This is a genomic window from Gelidibacter gilvus (assembly GCF_004115975.1).
Taxonomy (GTDB): domain Bacteria; phylum Bacteroidota; class Bacteroidia; order Flavobacteriales; family Flavobacteriaceae; genus Gelidibacter; species Gelidibacter gilvus.
On record NZ_SDDZ01000010.1, the window covers coordinates 90,655 to 109,691 of the forward strand.

Genomic DNA, 19,037 nt, shown 5'->3' on the forward strand with positions numbered 1-19,037 from the left:
TATGGAAAACCAAGATCCTGTTGAAGGACAAACACCAATAGAGCATATACCAACTCCAGAAGTCATTCAGGAAGAAACCCCTCAGGAGGAAACCTCACAAGACTTAAAATTCACTAACCGGCTGGATCTTTCTGAATTGCAAACCAATGTGCAAAAAATGAAAGAAGAAATAGGTAAGGTCATTGTTGGGCAAACCGACATGGTCGATATGCTTTTGGCTTCATTACTCGCTAAAGGCCACTCATTGATTGAGGGCGTACCTGGTGTCGCGAAAACGATTACAGCAAAATTGATGGCGAAATCATTAAGCGTTGGATTTAGCAGGATCCAATTTACGCCAGATTTAATGCCGAGTGATATTTTAGGCACCTCTGTGTTCAACTTAAAATCAACGGAATTTGAATTTAAAAAAGGACCAATTTTCAGCAATATGATCTTGATCGACGAAATCAACAGAGCTCCCGCAAAAACGCAGGCTGCTTTATTTGAGGTTATGGAAGAACAGCAAATCACCATTGATGGCAATTACTACAAATTAGAATCGCCATTCATGGTTTTGGCCACCCAAAATCCGATAGAACAAGAAGGTACCTACCGTTTGCCAGAAGCACAATTAGATCGTTTTTTATTTAAGATTGATGTTGGCTATCCTAATTTGGAAGAAGAAATTGAGATTTTAATGCGCGAGCACCATTTACAAGATCGCGTCAAAACAGATGCCATCACCCCATTCTTAACCGCAGAGCAAATTGTCAAATATCAAGCACTCGTTACTCAAGTATTAGTGGAAGAGCATTTGCTGAAATATATAGCCGATTTAATTATGGCGACAAGAAATAACAAATTCTTGTATCTGGGTGCCTCACCAAGAGCTTCCATCGCTATTTTAAAAGCAAGTAAAGCCTTTGCTGCAATGACAGGTCGCGACTTTGTAACACCTGAAGATATTAAACGCGCCGCAATTCCAGTCTTGCACCATCGGGTTATCGTGACACCAGAAAGAGAAATGGAAGGCATCACAAGTACGGACGTCATCAAACAGATTATTGAGAATGTGGAGATTCCGAGATAGGTTTCAGGAGAAAGTGTTCAGTTGGCAGTATTCAGCCTTCAGTCATCCGTCATTCGTCTTCGGTCAGCGGTCTTCAGTCTTCAGTCTTCAGTCTTCAGTCTTCAAACAAAATCGTGAATTAGTGGTAAATAACACAAAATAAACTTGAAATTCTTTAAACCATTTTACATGCAGCCGCGATTCTTCTATAGTGGATTAGTCATTATAACCCTGTTTGTATTCAGCTATTTTGTTCCTATTTTATTTGGGATTGCCCAATTATTGATTTTGGTGATTGTATTTTTATTCTTTCTCGATGTCGTGATTGTATTTTTTGGGAGAGATAAAATTAGCGGTCAACGAATCTTACCTGATAAATTCTCAAATGGCGATAATAATCAGGTAGAAATCATTATTGAAAATAAATATCCCTTTATGGTATATTTGACTATCGTAGATGAAGTACCATTCCAATTTCAAGTCAGGGATTTTGAACTCAAACTAAAAATAAATCCCAAAAAACAAGACAACATCGCCTATAACCTCAAACCGACGGAACGTGGCGAATATCATTTTGGAAACCTAAATGTTTATGCATCAACAAGAATAGGACTTGTAGCCAAACGTTTTCGTTTTGATAATGAAGCCATGGTGCCAACCTATCCAAGTTTTAAGCAACTGCGTAAATTTGAACTGCTCAATATTAATAACAGTCTGCATGATTATGGCGTTAAAAAAATTCGCCGAATCGGGCATTCCATGGAATTTGAACAAATCAAGGATTATGTTTTAGGTGATGACCTACGTACCATTAACTGGAAAGCAACGGCTAAGAAAAACAGCTTGATGATCAATCAGTTTCAGGATGAAAAATCGCAACCTATCTATTCTGTTATCGACAAAGGCCGCGTGATGAAAATGCCTTTTGAAGGGTTGAGCTTATTGGATTATGCCATTAATGCCACCTTGGTCATCAGCAGTATCGCCTTAAAAAAACATGACAAAGCTGGAATGCTTTCTTTCTCTAAAAAGGTGGAAAACATTGTGGTCGCACAACGCCGAAATTCGCAAATGCGCTTAATATTAGAAGCACTTTATAATGTAAAAACCGATTATTATGAAAGTGATTTTAGCCGACTTTACGCCAACATTAAACGCAACATCACGCAACGTAGCTTGGTCTTGCTCTACACCAATTTCGAAACATTAGATAGTTTAAACAGACAGTTGCCCTATTTGAAAGCAATGGCAAAAAACCACCTCCTTGTGGTCATCTTCTTTAAAAACACCGAACTCAACAGCATTGTCGATGAAAAAGCAAGAACCATTCAACAAGTTTATGATAAGGTCATTGCTGAAAAATTCGCCTTTGAAAAACGTCTTATCGTTCAAGAATTAAAAAAGTATGGTATTTACTCCATCCTAACGACGCCTGAAAACCTGACCATTGATACCATTAATAAGTATTTGGAGATTAAATCTCGGGGATTGCTTTGAATGAGCAGTGGCTTTCAGTGTTCAGACCTCAGTCTGCAGTCGAAGTCGCAGTCGGTACTCTAAGTTAGAGCATTTTTATTTTCAACTTCGATTTCAATTTCACACCAAAAGACATTTCATTTGATAGTAAGGATCTTTTCTTCGCAAAAATTATGCTTTAATTAACCCTCCTTATAATAGCTTTTGTAGATAGTTTTTATATTTTTATAGTTTAAATGAATAACCATGACCATTACACAATTAACCTATGTTATAGCCATTGCGGAGCATAAAAACTTCACTAAAGCGGCCGAAAAATGCTTTGTTACGCAACCTACATTAAGCACACAGATACAAAAATTAGAAGAAGAATTAGAGGTTCTTATTTTTGATCGTAGTAAGAAACCTATTGAACTCACTGAGGTTGGACGAAAAATTGTCCAGCAAGCCCGAAATATTGTCAATGAATCTGAACGGATCCAAGATATTGTAGATCAGCAAAAAGGATTTATTGGTGGTGAATTTCGAATTGGAATCATCCCAACGGTAATGCCGACACTTCTTCCTATGTTTTTAAAAGCATTTATAAAGAAATATCCTAAAGTAAAATTGAAGATTGAAGAACTAACCACTGATGAAATCATTTTAAGGATTAAAGAAGGGCACTTAGATGCTGCCATTGCCGCAACACCATTAGAAAGTGAAAATATAAAGGAACGCGTACTTTATTATGAACCTTTTGTAGGTTACATCCCAGAACATCATCGTCTTTTTAATAAGAAAACAATTGAAGTATCTGATCTCGAAATTGATGACATGTTATTGCTTGAGGACGGCCATTGTTTTAGGGACGGCATCATTAATCTTTGTAAAGCGTTCAAGGATCAGAATGACGACAATTTTCAATTGGAAAGTGGCAGTATAGAAACCTTGATCAAACTCTCAAACGAAGGTTTAGGAATGACTTTGCTACCTTATTTGCACACGCTTGAACTTAATGACAGCCTCAAGGTCAACCTCCATCATTTTGTGGAACCTTCACCGGCACGTGAGGTCAGTATTATTTACCATAAGAGCGAACTGAAAATGCAAATAATTGATGCATTGCACAGCGTGATTTCCGGGATCATACGTGGAGCGATTACATTTCAGAACGTAAAAATCATCAGTCCCCTGCCCAAATAAAAAAGCGACCTGTTGGTCGCTTTCGTTTGTTATGGTTTTAAATAGATTAAACATTGATTTAATTCTGGATTCTGTAGGATCAAAGATTTGATAAAGATCTTCAGCTCTTCAATTTCGTAAGGTAATAAGCGTTGAATAGCTTTCTGAACTTCTCTACAGAACAATGCAGTATCAAAACTGACTTTGCTAAGTACAGTTTTAGTGTACTCAAACATTGCTCTTGACATGATATTTTAGTTTAGGTTATAATATTAGGTAGATTTCAATAATACGCATTGTTTTTAGGTTGTCTAAATTTAGTAAAAAAAACAATAGGCAACCTACAGAAGACTAACTTTAACAATTTAAAGAGTCTTTTATTTTATTTTGTCAAATAAAAATCCATGTTCTAATTGCTTCAAATCCAACGTATACAAAGTCTTCTCGGCAAATTAATGTATGTGCTCCCGTTTCCTTGTTGCGCCTTTAACTGGATAGAGGATTGAGATTTGATACTTATTAGATGGGTGAAGTTGGTATAATTAAAGGACTAAAGTATATCAGGCACCTGATGATGTGAACCTGACCCCATCACCTAGACATGCCCATCAAAAAATGACAAATGACAAATGACAAATGACAAATGACAAATGACAAACTAAAAATAATAACCAATTTGACCCTCAACTTCTTAAGGAGATTTTTTAAGCCTCCAGACCATTTATTTGGTGACCGAAAACAAATTGTAAGAATTCTAAAATAATAATTGTTAATTATTAATTTATCCTTATTTTTGCATCCAATTTCAAATTAACCTCTGACGATTTCCGTGAATGTTGATTTGGATCAATCTTAAAAATTAAAAGAAATGAATTCTTTAGTAAAATTTGTACAAGACGAATTTGTAGAAAAAAAAGAATATCCTCAATTCGGCGCAGGTGATACGATCACTGTGTACTACGAAATTAGAGAGGGCGAAAAAAAACGTACCCAGTTCTTTAGAGGTGTGGTATTGCAACGTAAAGGTTCTGGAAGTTCAGAAACATTTACCATCCGTAAAATGTCAGGAACTATTGGTGTAGAGCGTATCTTCCCAATCAGCCTTCCAGCCCTTCAGAAAATTGAAGTGAACAAAAAAGGTAAAGTTAGACGTGCCCGTATCTTCTACTTTAGAGGTCTTACCGGTAGAAAAGCAAGAATTAAAGAAAGAAGAGGATAATAACCTCAAACATACTGTAGAAAAAAGCCTTGAATATTCTCAAGGCTTTTTTTTATGAACAATTGTTAATAAGTCATGTTTATAGTGAGTTGATAACTAAAGCCTTGAGAATTTTGGACAACACAACATTTTTTCGTAAATTAGTAAAACGATTTGATAACAACCTCAGTGTTGGTTTCAACCTAAAAGATTGAACTTGATTTAAATCGGATAAAGTAACGTTCTTTATAAAGTTGTTTTTTGAGATTTTTTAAGTGTCACGTGTATGCGTGAAAGGCTGAAAAATCATGATACTTTAAGAAGTGCATCACGCTTAGGCAGGTTGTAACTGGTAGAGTTGAAAGTTTCCAAAGATAGTAGCAACGAAAGTGAATACTAAGGTAGGAAGCAATGTTTTGAAATTTGTATGTCGTGAAAGCGAATTGCAAGATTTACTACATCAAGAAAAGCAACAAACTGAAACATTTTCTTAACAGGTCAATACATTTTGATAGTTGTAGAAATGTTTTATTGAAATAGTAAACTTGAATTGAAAAAGACGATTGTAAAATGTGAGTTTTAATCGGCTGATTTAACAGCAATGTTAATTAGATCACGTCACTGTTTCAAAGAAAGCCATGTCAAGGTAGTTTAGCTACAATGATATGGCTTTTGTTTTTAAGAGTATTTTGTTTCACTTTCTTGATATGTTACCAAATATAAGTGTTGATTAATTTATTGGTAATAGGGCGTATTTAAACTCGTCATGGTGGACTTTACCGTATTGTCTTTTAAGATGGTTAATCTTAAGTGATATTCTTCATAATTTTCTGGGATGTCAAGCAATACATAATCGACTAGGCCTTCAACTTCATTTATAGTAAGAAAGTTACCATAGGGATCACATTTGACTAATGCCCACTCTAGTTTATAATTTGAGTTGTGTTCCATCCGCTCCCAACCTTTTATTGGATCATAGTGCATGGCAAAGTATAATGACTTTTTGTGGGGATAGCCAAGTAAATCTAACCTTTTTAAAATCCGAATTGAATATGGGACGACATCATGATGAAATGACCCCAAATATTTTCCGAGCTCAAAATAGTCTGGTTTAAATCTTCCTTTTCTATCTATCACACCGTCAAAAGTAACTTTGTCGATTTGATGTTGGTCCTGCCAGTTTCTAATGAAATAATTGGTGTTTGTCGATTCTTGACTCATCTTAGCTAAGACTGTCGTAGAGATGTCAGAATAGACATAAGGCACGTCCAACGCTCGAATATTTTCCAACAAACGATTCGTATCATCATAAATGTCGTCTTTTACAATTAAGCCTAGACCGTCCAAACCTAAAACGTCTTCAAATAGTCTTTTTGCTTGTTTTTCATTTAAGCCATTTAATGTATAATCAATAATTACAGGCCGACTTGCATCCAATTTTTTAATTTCAGAGGTTAATTTTTGCAACCAAACTACATAGGCACTCAGATGATAAGATCTGACGGGTTCATGAAATTGAGATATTCCGTCTGCAAAAAGATCGTTTTGTAAGTGCCATGAAATAATATTTTCATGGTCCTTATATTTCTTAACTAAACCAAGAATTCTATCGTGAAGACGAGAAGCCATAAGGGTATCTTCCATAAAATTAATAGTTTCTGGAATCCAAAATCCAAAGGAAAGTTTCAAGTTATACTCTTTTGAGATAGTGATAACATTATAGTCATAGGTTTGATTGGAAGTATATTTTATCGTATTTAAACCTAAATTGCTTATTTTTTCAAAATTTGATTCTAAATGTTTTCTAGTTTTAACATGATAATCCTGTTTCCATTTCTGACTATTCTTAATGTTCACGCCACGTATATCACTAAGGTTAGCTAATAAATTAGTGTTTTTCTTTGGTGCTGATTCTGCCCTTGGTTTATTCTTAGTTAAATACAAGGGCATTTGTTTGGTTTTAAAATTTAGGTCGATATGTTCAACGTCTGCAATAGTCCAGTTTAAGTAAGAATCTCCCTCAGTTCCATCTGGCATATTATTATCAACGTTGGAATTAAAAAATATAATGGCCTTAATTTCTTTATAATTGGAGAGTATCATATCCATTGCGTTTTCTAACCATAATTTCTGGTATCCCGGATCAAAGTAAGTCCCATATTCCGATAGCATCACCGGAAAATTTCCTGTTTTTATTATTTCGTCATGATAGGGAGAATATAACGTTTGAAATGACCGGTAATTTTCTTGATCATGGGTAGCATAATTCAAGAGGTTTATGCTTATCCAGTCCACATAAGGCGCGTCTGGAAAAAAACTGGTTACGTTATCTGGTTTCCATGGATTATAAACCCAAATAACGTTATCGGCACCATGTTCTTTAAAAATATGCCAAGTATGGATCCAAGCCTTTTTAAAATGAACTTCGGCCCCCTCACGATCATCATACCATGGATAAAAAGGATTGTCAAATTCATGCGCAAATCTCAAAAAAACGGGTTTATCCAAATTTTTCATGCGTTTGGCAAAATCCCCTATAAAGGCATCAAAATATCCACTCGTAATGGAGTCAAGGACATGGCCTTTAAAGTTTTGTTCTTCATTAAATGTATTGGTCCATGGCTCCCAAGTAATCATGGGAATAGCCTTTTGATGATATACCTTGAGAAGTTGCTTTTCTGGGAAACTTGTCTTAAGATCTTTGTCCCACGCTAAATAAAATGAGACAATATCCATATCCTGATTAATTGACTTTGAGAATTCTTCTACTTTAGATAAATCACTCAAACCATTATCCTCAATGGGTGCAAAAACCCCCAAGTATTTTATTGGTTTATTAAAACTTCCAGAATGTGCCAATCCGTCGTATTTTATTTCTTCCTTTCGTCCATTAAGATACACAGTAAATAAAAGAACCAATCCTAAGACTGCCACTGCACCTCTTTGCCAAAAAGTAAAAATATATTTTTCAAATTTCGATTCACGATTAAAATCTTTATCCATTTTTTTTCGATCCTGAGTAGATATGGCATTTAATGTGTACGCAAAGCGGAGCGTGTAAAACATAATTATGGCATTCCATAAGGCAAATCCCGACATAAACAGGGAAAATGGAGTAAAATCTCTATAAAGTCCATAAACTATAGAAAAAATACAAATTAAACCAAAAATTAGATTTGGCAAAACGATGTAAAAACTGGTTTTCTCTTCATCATCTTTATCCGTAGGCAAGTAAGGAACCTTTTTTCTAATGAGTGTATATAACAAGCCCATCAAATAAATAGTCCAAGTAATTTGCATTAACAATCCACCTAACAAATGGGTTCCTCGCTCCCCTTTATTAATAACCCATTTTTGCACGTAAAATCGAATGCCTATTATGGATACAATGACTGGCAGGACAATTAATCCAAAATTAATAACATTGCCATTCCATGGTGTGGAAGAAGTCAACAAGGAAATGATGGGAATTAAAAGGCTGATCAAAAAAATAAGTCCTGTAAAATAATGTAATGGAAGCACGCCATAGTGTAATTTTTGTCGCCATGTAAATTTACTAAACAGTTTTGGGTACGAGGTTACCAATAATTCGAACGTACCTCGCGACCACTTGAGTTGTTGTTTAAAATACGACGTCAGTGTTGCTGGTGCCAATCCCGCAGAAAGCAACTTCGGAACATAGATGGATTTCCATCCTTTGGCATGCAGTTTCATGGCCGTATGCATATCTTCCGATAGCCCGGCAGCATGCCCGCCAATGGAATCTAAGGCCGATCTTCTAAAAACACAATTGGCCCCAATGGCATTTACCGTGCCATAGGAATTCATACACATCATGACAGGACCATAAAAATGAAAAGTCTGTTCAGCTGCGGCCCTAGCAACATAAGATTCATGGAGGTTATAATAGGTTTGTACCGTTTGTACAAAACCAATAGTTGGATCGGCAAAATAAGGAATTACTTCAGTTAGAAACTCCTGATGGGGAATGTGATCTGGATCCAGAATTAAACATATTTCACCGGACGCCTGCTTTAACGCATTGTTAATATTTCCAGCTTTTGCATCAATCCGATTATCCCGAGTAACATGAATAATTTTATTTTCTTGACAAAATTCCTTTAACTCTGGGTCATTGGCTTCATCACATAAATAGGTGGTATGCTCATAATCCATGTCTTGAATTGCCATTAACGTTTGCTTGAGCATATCCTTGGGTTCCCCAGGAAAATATGTGGTCAATACATCAACAGTAGGTCGAATAGATGTTTTTGGCTTTCGAGGTACCGAAATATCCCAGTAGTGATACCAAATATAGATCAGTCTGAACGTGTCATAAAATATTAATATCATTAAAAGCCAATACAACACATGATCTTCTATGAGACTGAAGTCTAAAAACCAATAGAAAAAATTAATAATACTGGCAAATCCGATGAGGATAAGTATTCTAATTTTAAATCTTTGATATTTAGAAGGAGCTTTAAGCATTTTATCGGTCATGGTTCAATACGTAAAATGGGATATTGGTGGTCGCAAAATTACCAGCGTCATCCTGAACCGAAACTACAATTCTATAGGGACCATCCTCCTCAGGCACGTTAAATTCCACAGTATTTGAAAAGGAATTTTTTATATCTGAAATTTTCAAGGTATCTGGTTCTGCAATCCATTCATGGAGTCCCCATCCCTCTTTATATATTTTCCAATCAAAGGAGAGATTATGCGTAATGGTATCCAACATATTTAGCTGGACGGTCATAACATTTTCTGGAGCGAAGACTTGGTGGTTCATTTCTGTATTATTTAATAGAATATTTTGAATTTTTGACCTGGGTGTATCCTCCAGTTGTGTTCGGGTCCATAGTGATTTCAAATAATAATAGACTTCTGATTTACGGCCCTCTTCATCCAAGATATTGAACCAAGTTGGTGTTCCTTCATGCTTATAACCCCAATAGAAGGCCAGACTTCCCAAACAATCTGAATCTGGGTCAATATAAGTTAAATAAATATCCTTATATATTTCGCCCTTTGCAGTACTGGTAGGTTCAAGAACTGCCTTCCACAAATTAGTATCCGATTCCCAGGGACCGTGATTTCCCCATTCAGTAATGTAATAAGGTTTGGGTTTGGTGATCCATCCTACCGCGTTCATCACTGTTTTGAGACGTGTAATATTCCCAAAAGCGTTAAATCCAATAATGTCTAATTTGGGCGCCATAAGGTGAATACTCAATGTCTGGCTTCTTGAAACCCCAACAACGGTGGTGCTCACAAGATGGTCAGGATCTTCTTCATGAATGAGATCCACAAGCTGATTGAATACTTTGATAAAGTTGTTTTCTCTTGCCACCAAAGGAAAATAGAGTTCATTGCCCAAATTCCAAATTAATAATGATGGATGATCTTTATACCGCCGGACTAAATTTCTAATATCCCTCTTAATTTTTAAAATATACTCCTTATCAGCATAATAAGTATCATTTGATTCATTTGTAGGTAATGGGATATCTACAATGAGAGCAATTCCATAGCGATGCGCTTCATCCAATAAAGATTGTAAATTTAAGGTATCATATACCCGAAGGGTGTTGCCGCCAGCTTCCGCCAACTCTTTCATATGCCCAAGCCCACCGGCCCCTTTTATATGAAAAGGCGAACCATTTCTATTCAATTGAAAACCATCTTCCGTGTTCTTTATAAACACAGTGTGTGTAGGATCTACTACCCTTCCACGATCCCTATGCATATAGATGTAAAGAAAAATGAGAATGGCGATACTGATCACAAAAAAAATTAAAATCCTACTTTTCATTGCATTTTAAAAACCTTTAAGGGCAACAAAGTAGAAAGTTTTTTTTATATGAAACCATTATTACGACGAATTATTGAATATCTGAGACAAATAACTTGTAATCGCATAAAAATCGGATTAATAGAACTTAAGAGTATGGTGTCAGCACGAATTAATAGCAAAATAAGTATGTTTTTCTACTGAAGCTTTTAAACTCTAAAAACAATACTCTAAGTCTTATTTTTATATTCAAACCATACCCAAGAAAACGTTGATCATAAAGCTTTTTTGCTTTCTAAGAGGAGAACCTGTAACTTTCGAATTTCTATTTATATTTTACGTATGATACTACCTCTAATTGAGTCACAACTTTTTTCTAACCTCAATTTCACCGAAAACCCATTTCAAAAAGCAGAATATGACAACTGCACCTTCACGAACTGTAATTTTACGGAAACAGATCTGTCTTCCATCACTTTTACAGAATGTGAATTTGATACTTGTAACTTTAGCAACGCCAATATCAAATACAGCATCTTTAGGGAAGTGGATTTTATGGATTGCAAAATGATTGGTCTTCAATTCCAGGATTGCAATCCGTTTTTATTATCCTTTAATTTTTCAAATTGCCAATTGCAATTCTCATCCTTCTTTAAACTGAAGTTAAAAGGAATCAAGTTCAGCAATTGCAATCTCAATCAGGTTAATTTTGCAGAGGCCGACCTTAATAATGGCTTATTCGATAACTGCGACTTCAAACACGCTGTTTTCGAACAAACAAATTTGAAACACAGTGATTTAAGCTCCTCAGAAAATTTTATAATAAACCCCGAAAACAATACCATCACAAAGGCAAAGTTTTCCAAAGAAAATGTGATGGGTTTACTACATCACTATCAAATTAACATTGTTTAATTGAATGCTTTGGGCTTTCTAGGCTAAACTCAATTTCGTATATTTGCACAGCCTAATTTCGGGCTCATCTTAAAAAATTAAATTCACAGTACTTATGGCAAAAACTTCCACTATCATTTATACAAAAACAGACGAAGCACCAGCTTTGGCAACGCGTTCGTTATTACCAATTATAAAATCATTTACCGCATCTTCCAATATAGATGTCGTTACCAAGGATATTTCTTTGGCCGCACGCATCTTAGGTCTTTTTCCTGATTTTTTAAAGGAAGACCAAAAAGTATCGGATGCTTTAGCTGAACTGGGAGAACTTGTGAAGAAACCTGAGGCTAACATCATTAAATTGCCAAATATAAGTGCTTCGGTTCCTCAACTTAAGGAAGCAATTACGGAGTTAAGATCTCAAGGATTCAATATACCAAATTATCCTGATGACGTTCAAACTGAAGAAGACAAAAATATTAGATCACGCTACGACAAAGTAATGGGAAGTGCTGTAAACCCAGTACTTCGTGAGGGTAATTCTGACAGACGTGCCCCAAGAGCCGTAAAGAACTATGCCAAGAAAAACCCGCATTCTATGGGCGCATGGTCACCAAATTCAAAAACTGAGGTCACCACCATGTCTGAAGGCGATTTCTTTCACACTGAAAAATCCGTGACCCTTTCAAAAGCGGATATTGTTAGTATCAAATTTGTTGGAAAAGATGGAAAAGAGACCATTCTAAAAGATAAGTTGAAATTAATAGATGGTGAAATTATTGATGGATCAGTAATGCGTAAAAAAGCATTGATAAAGTTTTTACAAGAAGCCGTTTCGACCGCGAAGTCGAAAAATATTCTTCTTTCAGTGCACTTAAAAGCGACCATGATGAAGGTCTCTGACCCAATCATTTTCGGTCACGCCGTTGAAGTATATTTCAAAGATGTATTTGAAAAATATCATAATGAGTTTAAACAAATTGGATTCAGTCCAAGTAATGGTTTAGCCAATTTATATGATGAACTAAAAGAACTTCCAGAAGCTAAACGCAAAGAAATAGAAACTGCTCTTGAAGATGCCATTGCCAATGGTCCGAATTTAGCAATGGTTAATTCCGATAAAGGAATCACCAATCTCCATGTACCAAGTGATGTCATCATTGATGCTTCTATGCCTGCAATGATCAGAACTTCTGGTAAAATGTGGAATGCCCAAGGCAAACCTGAAGATACTTTAGCAGTTATCCCTGATAGCAGTTATGCAGGTTTATATGAAGCCACCATCGATTTCTGTAAAAAACATGGTGCTTTTGATCCAACAACCATGGGTACTGTTCCTAACGTGGGTCTTATGGCACAAAAAGCAGAAGAATATGGTTCTCATGACAAAACTTTTGAAATGACTAATGACGGAAAAGTTCTCGTCATCAATTCAGAAGGGAAAACGATTATTGAACATAATGTCGAGAAAGGAGATATCTGGAGAATGTGTCAAGTTAAAGATGCACCAATTCAGGATTGGGTAAAATTGGCTGTAACTAGAGCTAGAGCTTCCAATACACCCGCCATTTTTTGGTTGGATAAAAACAGAGCGCATGATGCAGAATTGATCAAGAAAGTCAATCTATACCTTCCAAATCACGACACTCAAGGTCTTGATATAAAGATTCTATCCCCATCTGAAGCAACAACATTTACTTTACAGCGTATAAAAGATGGAAAAGATACCATTTCTGTTACAGGAAACGTGCTGCGTGATTATTTAACTGACCTTTTCCCTATTTTAGAATTGGGAACAAGTGCAAAAATGTTATCCATTGTGCCTTTGATGAATGGTGGCGGATTGTTTGAAACAGGTGCTGGTGGATCTGCGCCAAAGCACGTCGAGCAGTTTGTGGAAGAAGATCATTTACGTTGGGATTCATTGGGCGAATTTTTAGCCTTGGCAGTATCTTTAGAACATTTGGCTCAAACGAATAACAATCCAAAAGCCCAGATTTTAGCCGATACTTTAGATGAAGCTACCGGGAAATTGTTGGATAACGGAAAATCACCTTCACGAAAAGCCGGAGAATTGGATAATAGAGGCAGTCATTTCTATTTGGCACTCTATTGGGCTGAAGCATTGGCCAACCAAACTTTGGACATGCAATTACAAGAAGAATTTAAGACACTTTCAGAAGTATTAAAAACGAATGAGGACCAAATTACTTCTGAACTTATAGAGGTTCAAGGCAAACCGGTTTCAATTGGTGGCTATTACCATCCAAATGAAGAAAAGATTAATAAAGCCATGAGACCAAGTTCGACGTTTAATGCAATTCTTGAGAATAAAGCTTAAAACATATAAATGCTAAATACATTTATTTGTTTATAATTATTTGAAAATAATTAAACAAAATTATCACAAAAAGCTCCTTTTATCGAGGAGCTTTTTTTATTTTTAATGAAAAATTGCAGATGACCAATAAATTCAAAGTATATCTATGGCTGATGCTATGTTTGCCATTATATATCACTGCGCAAGAAAAATTTACGCTAAGCGGGAAAATAACAGATCAACGCAGTAATGAAACCTTGATTGGTGTCAATATTATCTTTCCAGAGCTCCAAACGGGAACCATCACCAATGAATACGGATTTTATTCCATCACCTTAACAAAAGGGACCTACAATTTTCAAATTAGCTATTTAGGTTTTAATAGTATTTCTGAAACCATCACGATGGATGAGAACAAAGCACTTAATTTCAAACTCACAGAATCCACGGAAAGTCTGGACGAGATTGTCATTACGGAAAATGTAGAGAAACTCAACATTCGTAAACCCCAAATGAGCGTCAATTCCTTATCAATAAACACCATCAAGCAAATGCCTGTAATTTTGGGCGAAGTGGATGTCATCAAATCCATTACCCTTCTACCCGGTGTTAGCAATGCTGGCGAAGGTTCTTCAGGATTTAATGTGAGAGGTGGTGCTGTAGATCAAAATTTAATCCTTTTGGATGAAGCAACTATTTTCAACTCCTCACATCTCTTCGGATTATTCTCCGTCTTTAATCCAGACGCCATAAAAGATTTAAAACTCTATAAAGGCGGTATTCCTGCAAAATATGGAGGACGCGTGTCCTCTGTTTTAGATATTTATCAAAAGGAAGGTAACAGCAATACATTTCAAATGAACGGTGGTATCGGGATAGTTTCAAGCAGGTTACTTGCCGAAGGTCCGATTATTAAAGAGAAAGGATCCTTTTTATTAGGTGGTCGGTCAAGTTATGCGCACTTGTTCTTCCCTCTATTTGACCTTGATAGTAAAGCTTATTTTTATGATCTGAACACCAAAATAAGCCTAAACATCAATAGAAATAACAATATTTATCTCTCCGGTTATTTTGGGAGGGATGTTTTTCAAATCTCAGACAGTTTTGATAACTCCTATGGCAATACGGTTTTAAATTTCCGATGGAACCATTTGTATTCAGATAAATTATTCTCAAATCTATCTCTTATCTATTCTGATTATTACTACGGATTAGCGCTTAAATTCGTCGAGTTCGATTGGATCTCCGGAATCAAGAATTTCAATCTCAAGTACGATCTTAAACATTATATATCGACAGATTTTAAACTGGAATATGGATTGAACAGCCTTTATCTCACTTTTAATCCTGGAGAAATTAATCCAACCAGCGAAACATCTGGAATTAATCCCTACGATCTAATCAAAAAATATGCTTTTGAAAATGCGGTGTACATTGATGCAGAACACCAATTAAGTTCAAAATTTGCCATTTCTTATGGATTAAGACTAAGCTCATTCCAACGTCTGGGGCAATCGGAGCTAAATATCTATGAAAATGATCAACCGGTCAGTTTCAATGAAGAGTTGCAAATTTATGAAAAAGCGCAGGCTATTGGTGTCGATACTTATGAGCGGTCTGACGTGATAGAATCCTTCATGAATTTAGAGCCGCGATTGGCCATGGCATACCAACTCAACGATAATTCGTCAATCAAAGCAAGTTATAACAGAATGAGCCAGTACCTGCACCTGCTTTCCAACACAAGCTCTCCTACGCCATTAGATGTATGGGCACCTAGTGGAAAGTATATCAAACCACAACTATTGGATCAGGTCGCTATAGGATATTTCAAAACCTTTAAGGACAATAAGTATGCGCTGGAAGTCGAAACCTTTTATAAGGACATCAAAAACCGAATCGATTATATAGATGGGGCAAATCTAATTGCTAATGACGCCATTGAACAAGTTATTTTAAATGGGAAAGCAAGAGCCTACGGATTGGAAGTTTTATTTAGGAAAAATGAAGGTAGATTAAAAGGTTGGATTGCCTATACGCTATCAAAATCTGAACAACAAACTCCAGGAAGAACAGCAATTGAAACAGGAATTAACGATGGAGAATGGTATAACACACCGTACGATAAAACTCATGACATCTCCATAACCTCTAGTTATGATCTGAGTGAAAAATGGAGTTTAAGCAGTAATTTCATCTTTCAAACAGGACAACCTACCACTTTTCCCAACGGCCAATACGAATATAATGGGATCAAAATCCCGAACTATGAAGCGAGAAATTCGAGTCGTTTAAGCAATTATCACCGTTTGGACCTTTCTGCGAATTACAATCCTAATCCTGAATCTACAAAAAGATGGAAAGGCGAATGGGTTTTTGGTATTTATAACGTTTACGGACGTAAAAATGCAGCATCAATAGCTTTCAAGGAAAACCGCGATACCGGTGTCAACGAAGCCAGTAGATTAGCACTTTTTGGAATGATTCCTTCAATTTCATACAATTTTAAATTTTAGAAAATGAGAACGTATTTATTCATATTGTCAGTACTCCTTCTTCAAACTTCATGTGAAGACATTATCGATCTCGACCTTAATGATGCGGAACCTAGATTAGTTATAGAAGCCTCCATAAATTGGATAAAAGGTACTTCGGGGAAGAATCAATTCGTCAAACTTTCGTTAACAGCACCTTATTTTGACTCCGCAATTCCACCAGCAAGCGGAGCAATTGTAATCATAACAGATCAGAACAATAGGATTTATAATTTTGTGGAAGAGGGAACAACAGGGATTTATAAAAACTCAAGATTTATACCAAATATCAATCATACATATTCACTAGAAATCACTTACAACAACGAGGTTTATTATGCTACGGAAACCCTGAAATCTGTAGTTCCCATAGATTCTGTAGGTCAAACCCTTACTGGTGGCTTTTCAGGTGAAGACGCAGAGTTGAAAGCCTACTATACTGATCCTGCCGATGAAACCAATTTTTACTTTTTCGAATTCATCAGCGATATTCCCGCCATTCCATCGTTATCCGTTTACGAGGACAGGTACAATAATGGCAATCAAATATTTGGATATTATTCAGAAGAAGACTTAGATGTTGGCGATCAGGTTATTATTAGAAACCATGGAATTTCTGAACGTTTTTATAATTATATGTTCATTTTGCTCCAACAAAACAGCAATGCCGGCGGTGGTCCGTTTGAAATCCAACCTACCGTCGTAAAAGGAAATTGTGTCAATCAAACAAATCCAGAGAATTTTCCTTTAGGCTATTTTAGACTTTCAGAAGTGGCAGAATTAATATATACCGTTCAGTAGATTTATTTGGAGGTTCCGCTTTTCATTCTCCGGTTCAAAGCGGCTTGCCCGCCTGCCAGCAGGCAGGCTGTTCACTTTATATTTTTATGCGAATAATACCTCGTCTATTAATTATAAATAGGAAGCGCATAAAAAGGATGCCGTTGCCATCACTAACCCAACCAGATTGATAGAGCAATACACAAAATTTCGTATTTTTGTCCTATGCAATTCAACAAAACCACAGAACAAGATTCGCGCTATAATCATTTAGAAAAAATGAGCGTTCCAGAATTACTTTCAAATATCAATGCCGAGGATAAAATGGTAGCTTTTTCTGTAGAGAAAGCAATGCCCCAAATTGAAGCATTGGTTAATCAAATCATCCCCAAGCTAAAATTTGGAGGTCGTCTATTTTATATCGGCGCAGGGACGAGTGGCAGAATGGGCGTTTTGGACGCATCCGAATGTCCACCTACCTTTGGCGTCAGCCCTGATATAGTGGTTGGTTTAATTGCAGGAGGCGATGGTGCGATCAGAAATGCCGTAGAGTTTGCAGAAGATTCAACAGAGCAAGGTTGGCGTGATTTAGAAGAATACCAAGTTAACTCTAATGATGTTGTGGTAGGAATTGCTGCTTCGGGAACCACGCCTTACGTTATTTCTGCATTAGAAGCATGTAATCGTCACAACATTATCACAGGATCCATCTCTTGTAACCAAAACAGTCCCTTATCCCAAACTGCACAATTTCCTATAGAAGTTATTGTAGGTCCGGAATTTGTAACAGGAAGTTCCAGAATGAAGGCCGGTACCGCTCAAAAATTAGTGTTGAACATGATTTCAACGGCGGCTATGGTTCAATTAGGAAAAATAAAAGGCAACAAAATGGTGGATATGCAATTGAGCAATAATAAATTAGTCGATAGAGGCATTAAAATGTTGATAACCGAGCTGCACATCGACTTTTCAGAAGCTCAAACGCTTTTGCAAACCCACAAGAATGTAAGAACCGCAATTCAAAACTACACAAATGGAAACGAAACGCACAAATAGAAACCTTTTGGTTAAGGGAATTCAAAATCTTGGCATTTGCCTGGTATTGATGTTTACGGGACCAACCATTCTTTATCTCGCATTTAGCAATCAGGACAAACCCACCTATATTTTAGTTCTGATCATTGCAATTCTACTCTGCCTTGGTGCCATCTTCTTCTTGTTTAGAGGCATCTATGTTATTATGCAAAGCTTATTTAATGATTAAATACTTTTAATCGCCTCTACTCCACTTTACAAATGCCAATGTTGGTATTTTATACCCACACAATTCCATTAACTGCGAAGAATCCGTAATTAGCATTAGTGATCTAACAATGCCCCTAGACAGATGTTTTTCAACAACCGTGTTTTCTATTTCAAAAATAACATCAGTCGTTTTGATCGATTTTGAATGAGCCATTACTATTCTAACAATTCCCTAGACAGCTGTTTTTCATCAACCCCTTTTCTTTTTCACAAATAACATCAGTCGTTTTGATCGATTTCGAATGAACCATTCCTATTGTTACTGGTCTCTCTTCAGATTACATAGGTATTCCAAATAAAAAACTCCCCAACATTTCTGTTGGAGAGTCGTCAATAAAACCTTGACCTATATAAACAAAAAAATCCCTTCATATTACTATGAAGGGATTCTAAAAAAGGCGACGACCTACTCTCCCACGAGATGCAGTACCATCGGCGCAAACGGGCTTAACTTCTCTGTTCGGAATGGTAAGAGGTGAGCCCCGTCGCTATAACCACCTTAAGTCATAGCTGCG

The 19,037-nt window shown here is 36.3% G+C and carries 14 protein-coding genes and 1 rRNA gene; 10 read left to right on the forward strand and 5 right to left on the reverse strand.

From position 1 onward, the window contains the following. The first annotated feature begins 1 nt into the window (after position 1). From ESZ48_RS14765 to ESZ48_RS14775, 3 genes are all read left to right on the forward strand, one after another. Positions 2-1,072 carry an AAA family ATPase gene (locus tag ESZ48_RS14765; protein WP_129018272.1) on the forward strand — a complete coding sequence of 357 codons (1,071 nt, stop codon included), beginning with the start codon at positions 2-4 and terminating at the stop codon, positions 1,070-1,072. Positions 1,073-1,240: 168 nt separating this feature from the next. After that, entirely contained in the window at positions 1,241-2,548 is a 1,308-nt protein-coding gene (locus ESZ48_RS14770) for a DUF58 domain-containing protein (RefSeq protein WP_129018273.1), read from the forward strand. 225 nt (positions 2,549-2,773) lie between these two features. Then, on the forward strand, positions 2,774-3,712 hold the full coding sequence (locus ESZ48_RS14775; RefSeq protein WP_129018274.1) for a LysR substrate-binding domain-containing protein: 939 nt from the start codon (positions 2,774-2,776) through the stop codon (positions 3,710-3,712). A gap of 29 nt (positions 3,713-3,741) precedes the next feature. Here ESZ48_RS14775 and ESZ48_RS14780 read toward each other — a convergent pair whose 3' ends face one another. Continuing rightward, the gene (locus ESZ48_RS14780) at positions 3,742-3,939 is read right to left on the reverse strand and encodes a hypothetical protein (protein WP_129018275.1); all 198 of its coding nucleotides are present in this window, start codon (positions 3,937-3,939) and stop codon (positions 3,742-3,744) included. Between the two features lie 620 nt (positions 3,940-4,559). Between ESZ48_RS14780 and rplS the strand changes: the two genes are divergently transcribed. Then, entirely contained in the window at positions 4,560-4,910 is a 351-nt protein-coding gene (gene rplS, locus ESZ48_RS14785; protein ID WP_129018276.1) for a 50S ribosomal protein L19, read from the forward strand. 714 nt (positions 4,911-5,624) lie between these two features. Here the strand turns inward: rplS and ESZ48_RS14790 are convergent. Both ESZ48_RS14790 and ESZ48_RS14795 read right to left on the reverse strand, forming a co-directional pair. After that, on the reverse strand, positions 5,625-9,392 hold the full coding sequence (locus ESZ48_RS14790) for a glycosyltransferase family 2 protein (RefSeq protein WP_129018277.1): 3,768 nt from the start codon (positions 9,390-9,392) through the stop codon (positions 5,625-5,627). Further along, complete coding sequence (locus ESZ48_RS14795; protein ID WP_129018278.1) at positions 9,382-10,707, reverse strand: glycoside hydrolase family 2 TIM barrel-domain containing protein; 1,326 nt, start codon at positions 10,705-10,707, stop codon at positions 9,382-9,384. The genes ESZ48_RS14790 and ESZ48_RS14795 overlap by 11 nt, the downstream gene beginning before the upstream one ends. Before the next feature lie 321 nt (positions 10,708-11,028). Between ESZ48_RS14795 and ESZ48_RS14800 the strand changes: the two genes are divergently transcribed. From ESZ48_RS14800 to ESZ48_RS14825, 6 genes are all read left to right on the forward strand, one after another. After that, positions 11,029-11,601, forward strand: coding sequence for a pentapeptide repeat-containing protein (locus ESZ48_RS14800; RefSeq protein ID WP_129018279.1), 573 nt, complete (start codon positions 11,029-11,031; stop codon positions 11,599-11,601). 94 nt (positions 11,602-11,695) lie between these two features. Next, the gene (locus ESZ48_RS14805) at positions 11,696-13,924 is read left to right on the forward strand and encodes an NADP-dependent isocitrate dehydrogenase (RefSeq protein ID WP_129018280.1); all 2,229 of its coding nucleotides are present in this window, start codon (positions 11,696-11,698) and stop codon (positions 13,922-13,924) included. Positions 13,925-14,043: 119 nt separating this feature from the next. Beyond that, positions 14,044-16,419 (forward strand): TonB-dependent receptor, encoded by a 2,376-nt coding sequence (locus tag ESZ48_RS14810; protein ID WP_129018281.1) that lies wholly within the window; start codon positions 14,044-14,046, stop codon positions 16,417-16,419. A gap of 3 nt (positions 16,420-16,422) precedes the next feature. Continuing rightward, on the forward strand, positions 16,423-17,238 hold the full coding sequence (locus ESZ48_RS14815; RefSeq protein WP_129018282.1) for a DUF4249 domain-containing protein: 816 nt from the start codon (positions 16,423-16,425) through the stop codon (positions 17,236-17,238). Positions 17,239-17,442: 204 nt separating this feature from the next. Next, positions 17,443-18,273: an N-acetylmuramic acid 6-phosphate etherase gene (gene murQ, locus ESZ48_RS14820; RefSeq protein WP_129018283.1), complete on the forward strand. Its 831-nt coding sequence runs from the start codon at positions 17,443-17,445 to the stop codon at positions 18,271-18,273. Continuing rightward, positions 18,251-18,481, forward strand: coding sequence for a DUF6095 family protein (locus ESZ48_RS14825; RefSeq protein WP_129018284.1), 231 nt, complete (start codon positions 18,251-18,253; stop codon positions 18,479-18,481). Before murQ ends, ESZ48_RS14825 begins: the two co-directional genes overlap by 23 nt. A gap of 6 nt (positions 18,482-18,487) precedes the next feature. Here ESZ48_RS14825 and ESZ48_RS14830 read toward each other — a convergent pair whose 3' ends face one another. Beyond that, positions 18,488-18,676 carry a hypothetical protein gene (locus ESZ48_RS14830; protein ID WP_129018285.1) on the reverse strand — a complete coding sequence of 63 codons (189 nt, stop codon included), beginning with the start codon at positions 18,674-18,676 and terminating at the stop codon, positions 18,488-18,490. 239 nt (positions 18,677-18,915) lie between these two features. After that, positions 18,916-19,024, reverse strand: a 5S ribosomal RNA gene (gene rrf, locus ESZ48_RS14835). Positions 19,025-19,037: the final 13 nt, after the last annotated feature.

Coding starts and splice junctions, on each gene's coding strand:
- ESZ48_RS14765 (WP_129018272.1), top strand. CDS start 2: ATGGAAAACCAAGATCCTGTTGAAGGACAAACACCAATAGAGCATATA.
- ESZ48_RS14770 (WP_129018273.1), top strand. CDS start 1,241: ATGCAGCCGCGATTCTTCTATAGTGGATTAGTCATTATAACCCTGTTT.
- ESZ48_RS14775 (WP_129018274.1), top strand. CDS start 2,774: ATGACCATTACACAATTAACCTATGTTATAGCCATTGCGGAGCATAAA.
- ESZ48_RS14780 (WP_129018275.1), bottom strand. CDS start 3,939: ATGTCAAGAGCAATGTTTGAGTACACTAAAACTGTACTTAGCAAAGTC.
- rplS (WP_129018276.1), top strand. CDS start 4,560: ATGAATTCTTTAGTAAAATTTGTACAAGACGAATTTGTAGAAAAAAAA.
- ESZ48_RS14790 (WP_129018277.1), bottom strand. CDS start 9,392: ATGACCGATAAAATGCTTAAAGCTCCTTCTAAATATCAAAGATTTAAA.
- ESZ48_RS14795 (WP_129018278.1), bottom strand. CDS start 10,707: ATGAAAAGTAGGATTTTAATTTTTTTTGTGATCAGTATCGCCATTCTC.
- ESZ48_RS14800 (WP_129018279.1), top strand. CDS start 11,029: ATGATACTACCTCTAATTGAGTCACAACTTTTTTCTAACCTCAATTTC.
- ESZ48_RS14805 (WP_129018280.1), top strand. CDS start 11,696: ATGGCAAAAACTTCCACTATCATTTATACAAAAACAGACGAAGCACCA.
- ESZ48_RS14810 (WP_129018281.1), top strand. CDS start 14,044: ATGACCAATAAATTCAAAGTATATCTATGGCTGATGCTATGTTTGCCA.
- ESZ48_RS14815 (WP_129018282.1), top strand. CDS start 16,423: ATGAGAACGTATTTATTCATATTGTCAGTACTCCTTCTTCAAACTTCA.
- murQ (WP_129018283.1), top strand. CDS start 17,443: ATGCAATTCAACAAAACCACAGAACAAGATTCGCGCTATAATCATTTA.
- ESZ48_RS14825 (WP_129018284.1), top strand. CDS start 18,251: ATGGAAACGAAACGCACAAATAGAAACCTTTTGGTTAAGGGAATTCAA.
- ESZ48_RS14830 (WP_129018285.1), bottom strand. CDS start 18,676: ATGGCTCATTCAAAATCGATCAAAACGACTGATGTTATTTTTGAAATA.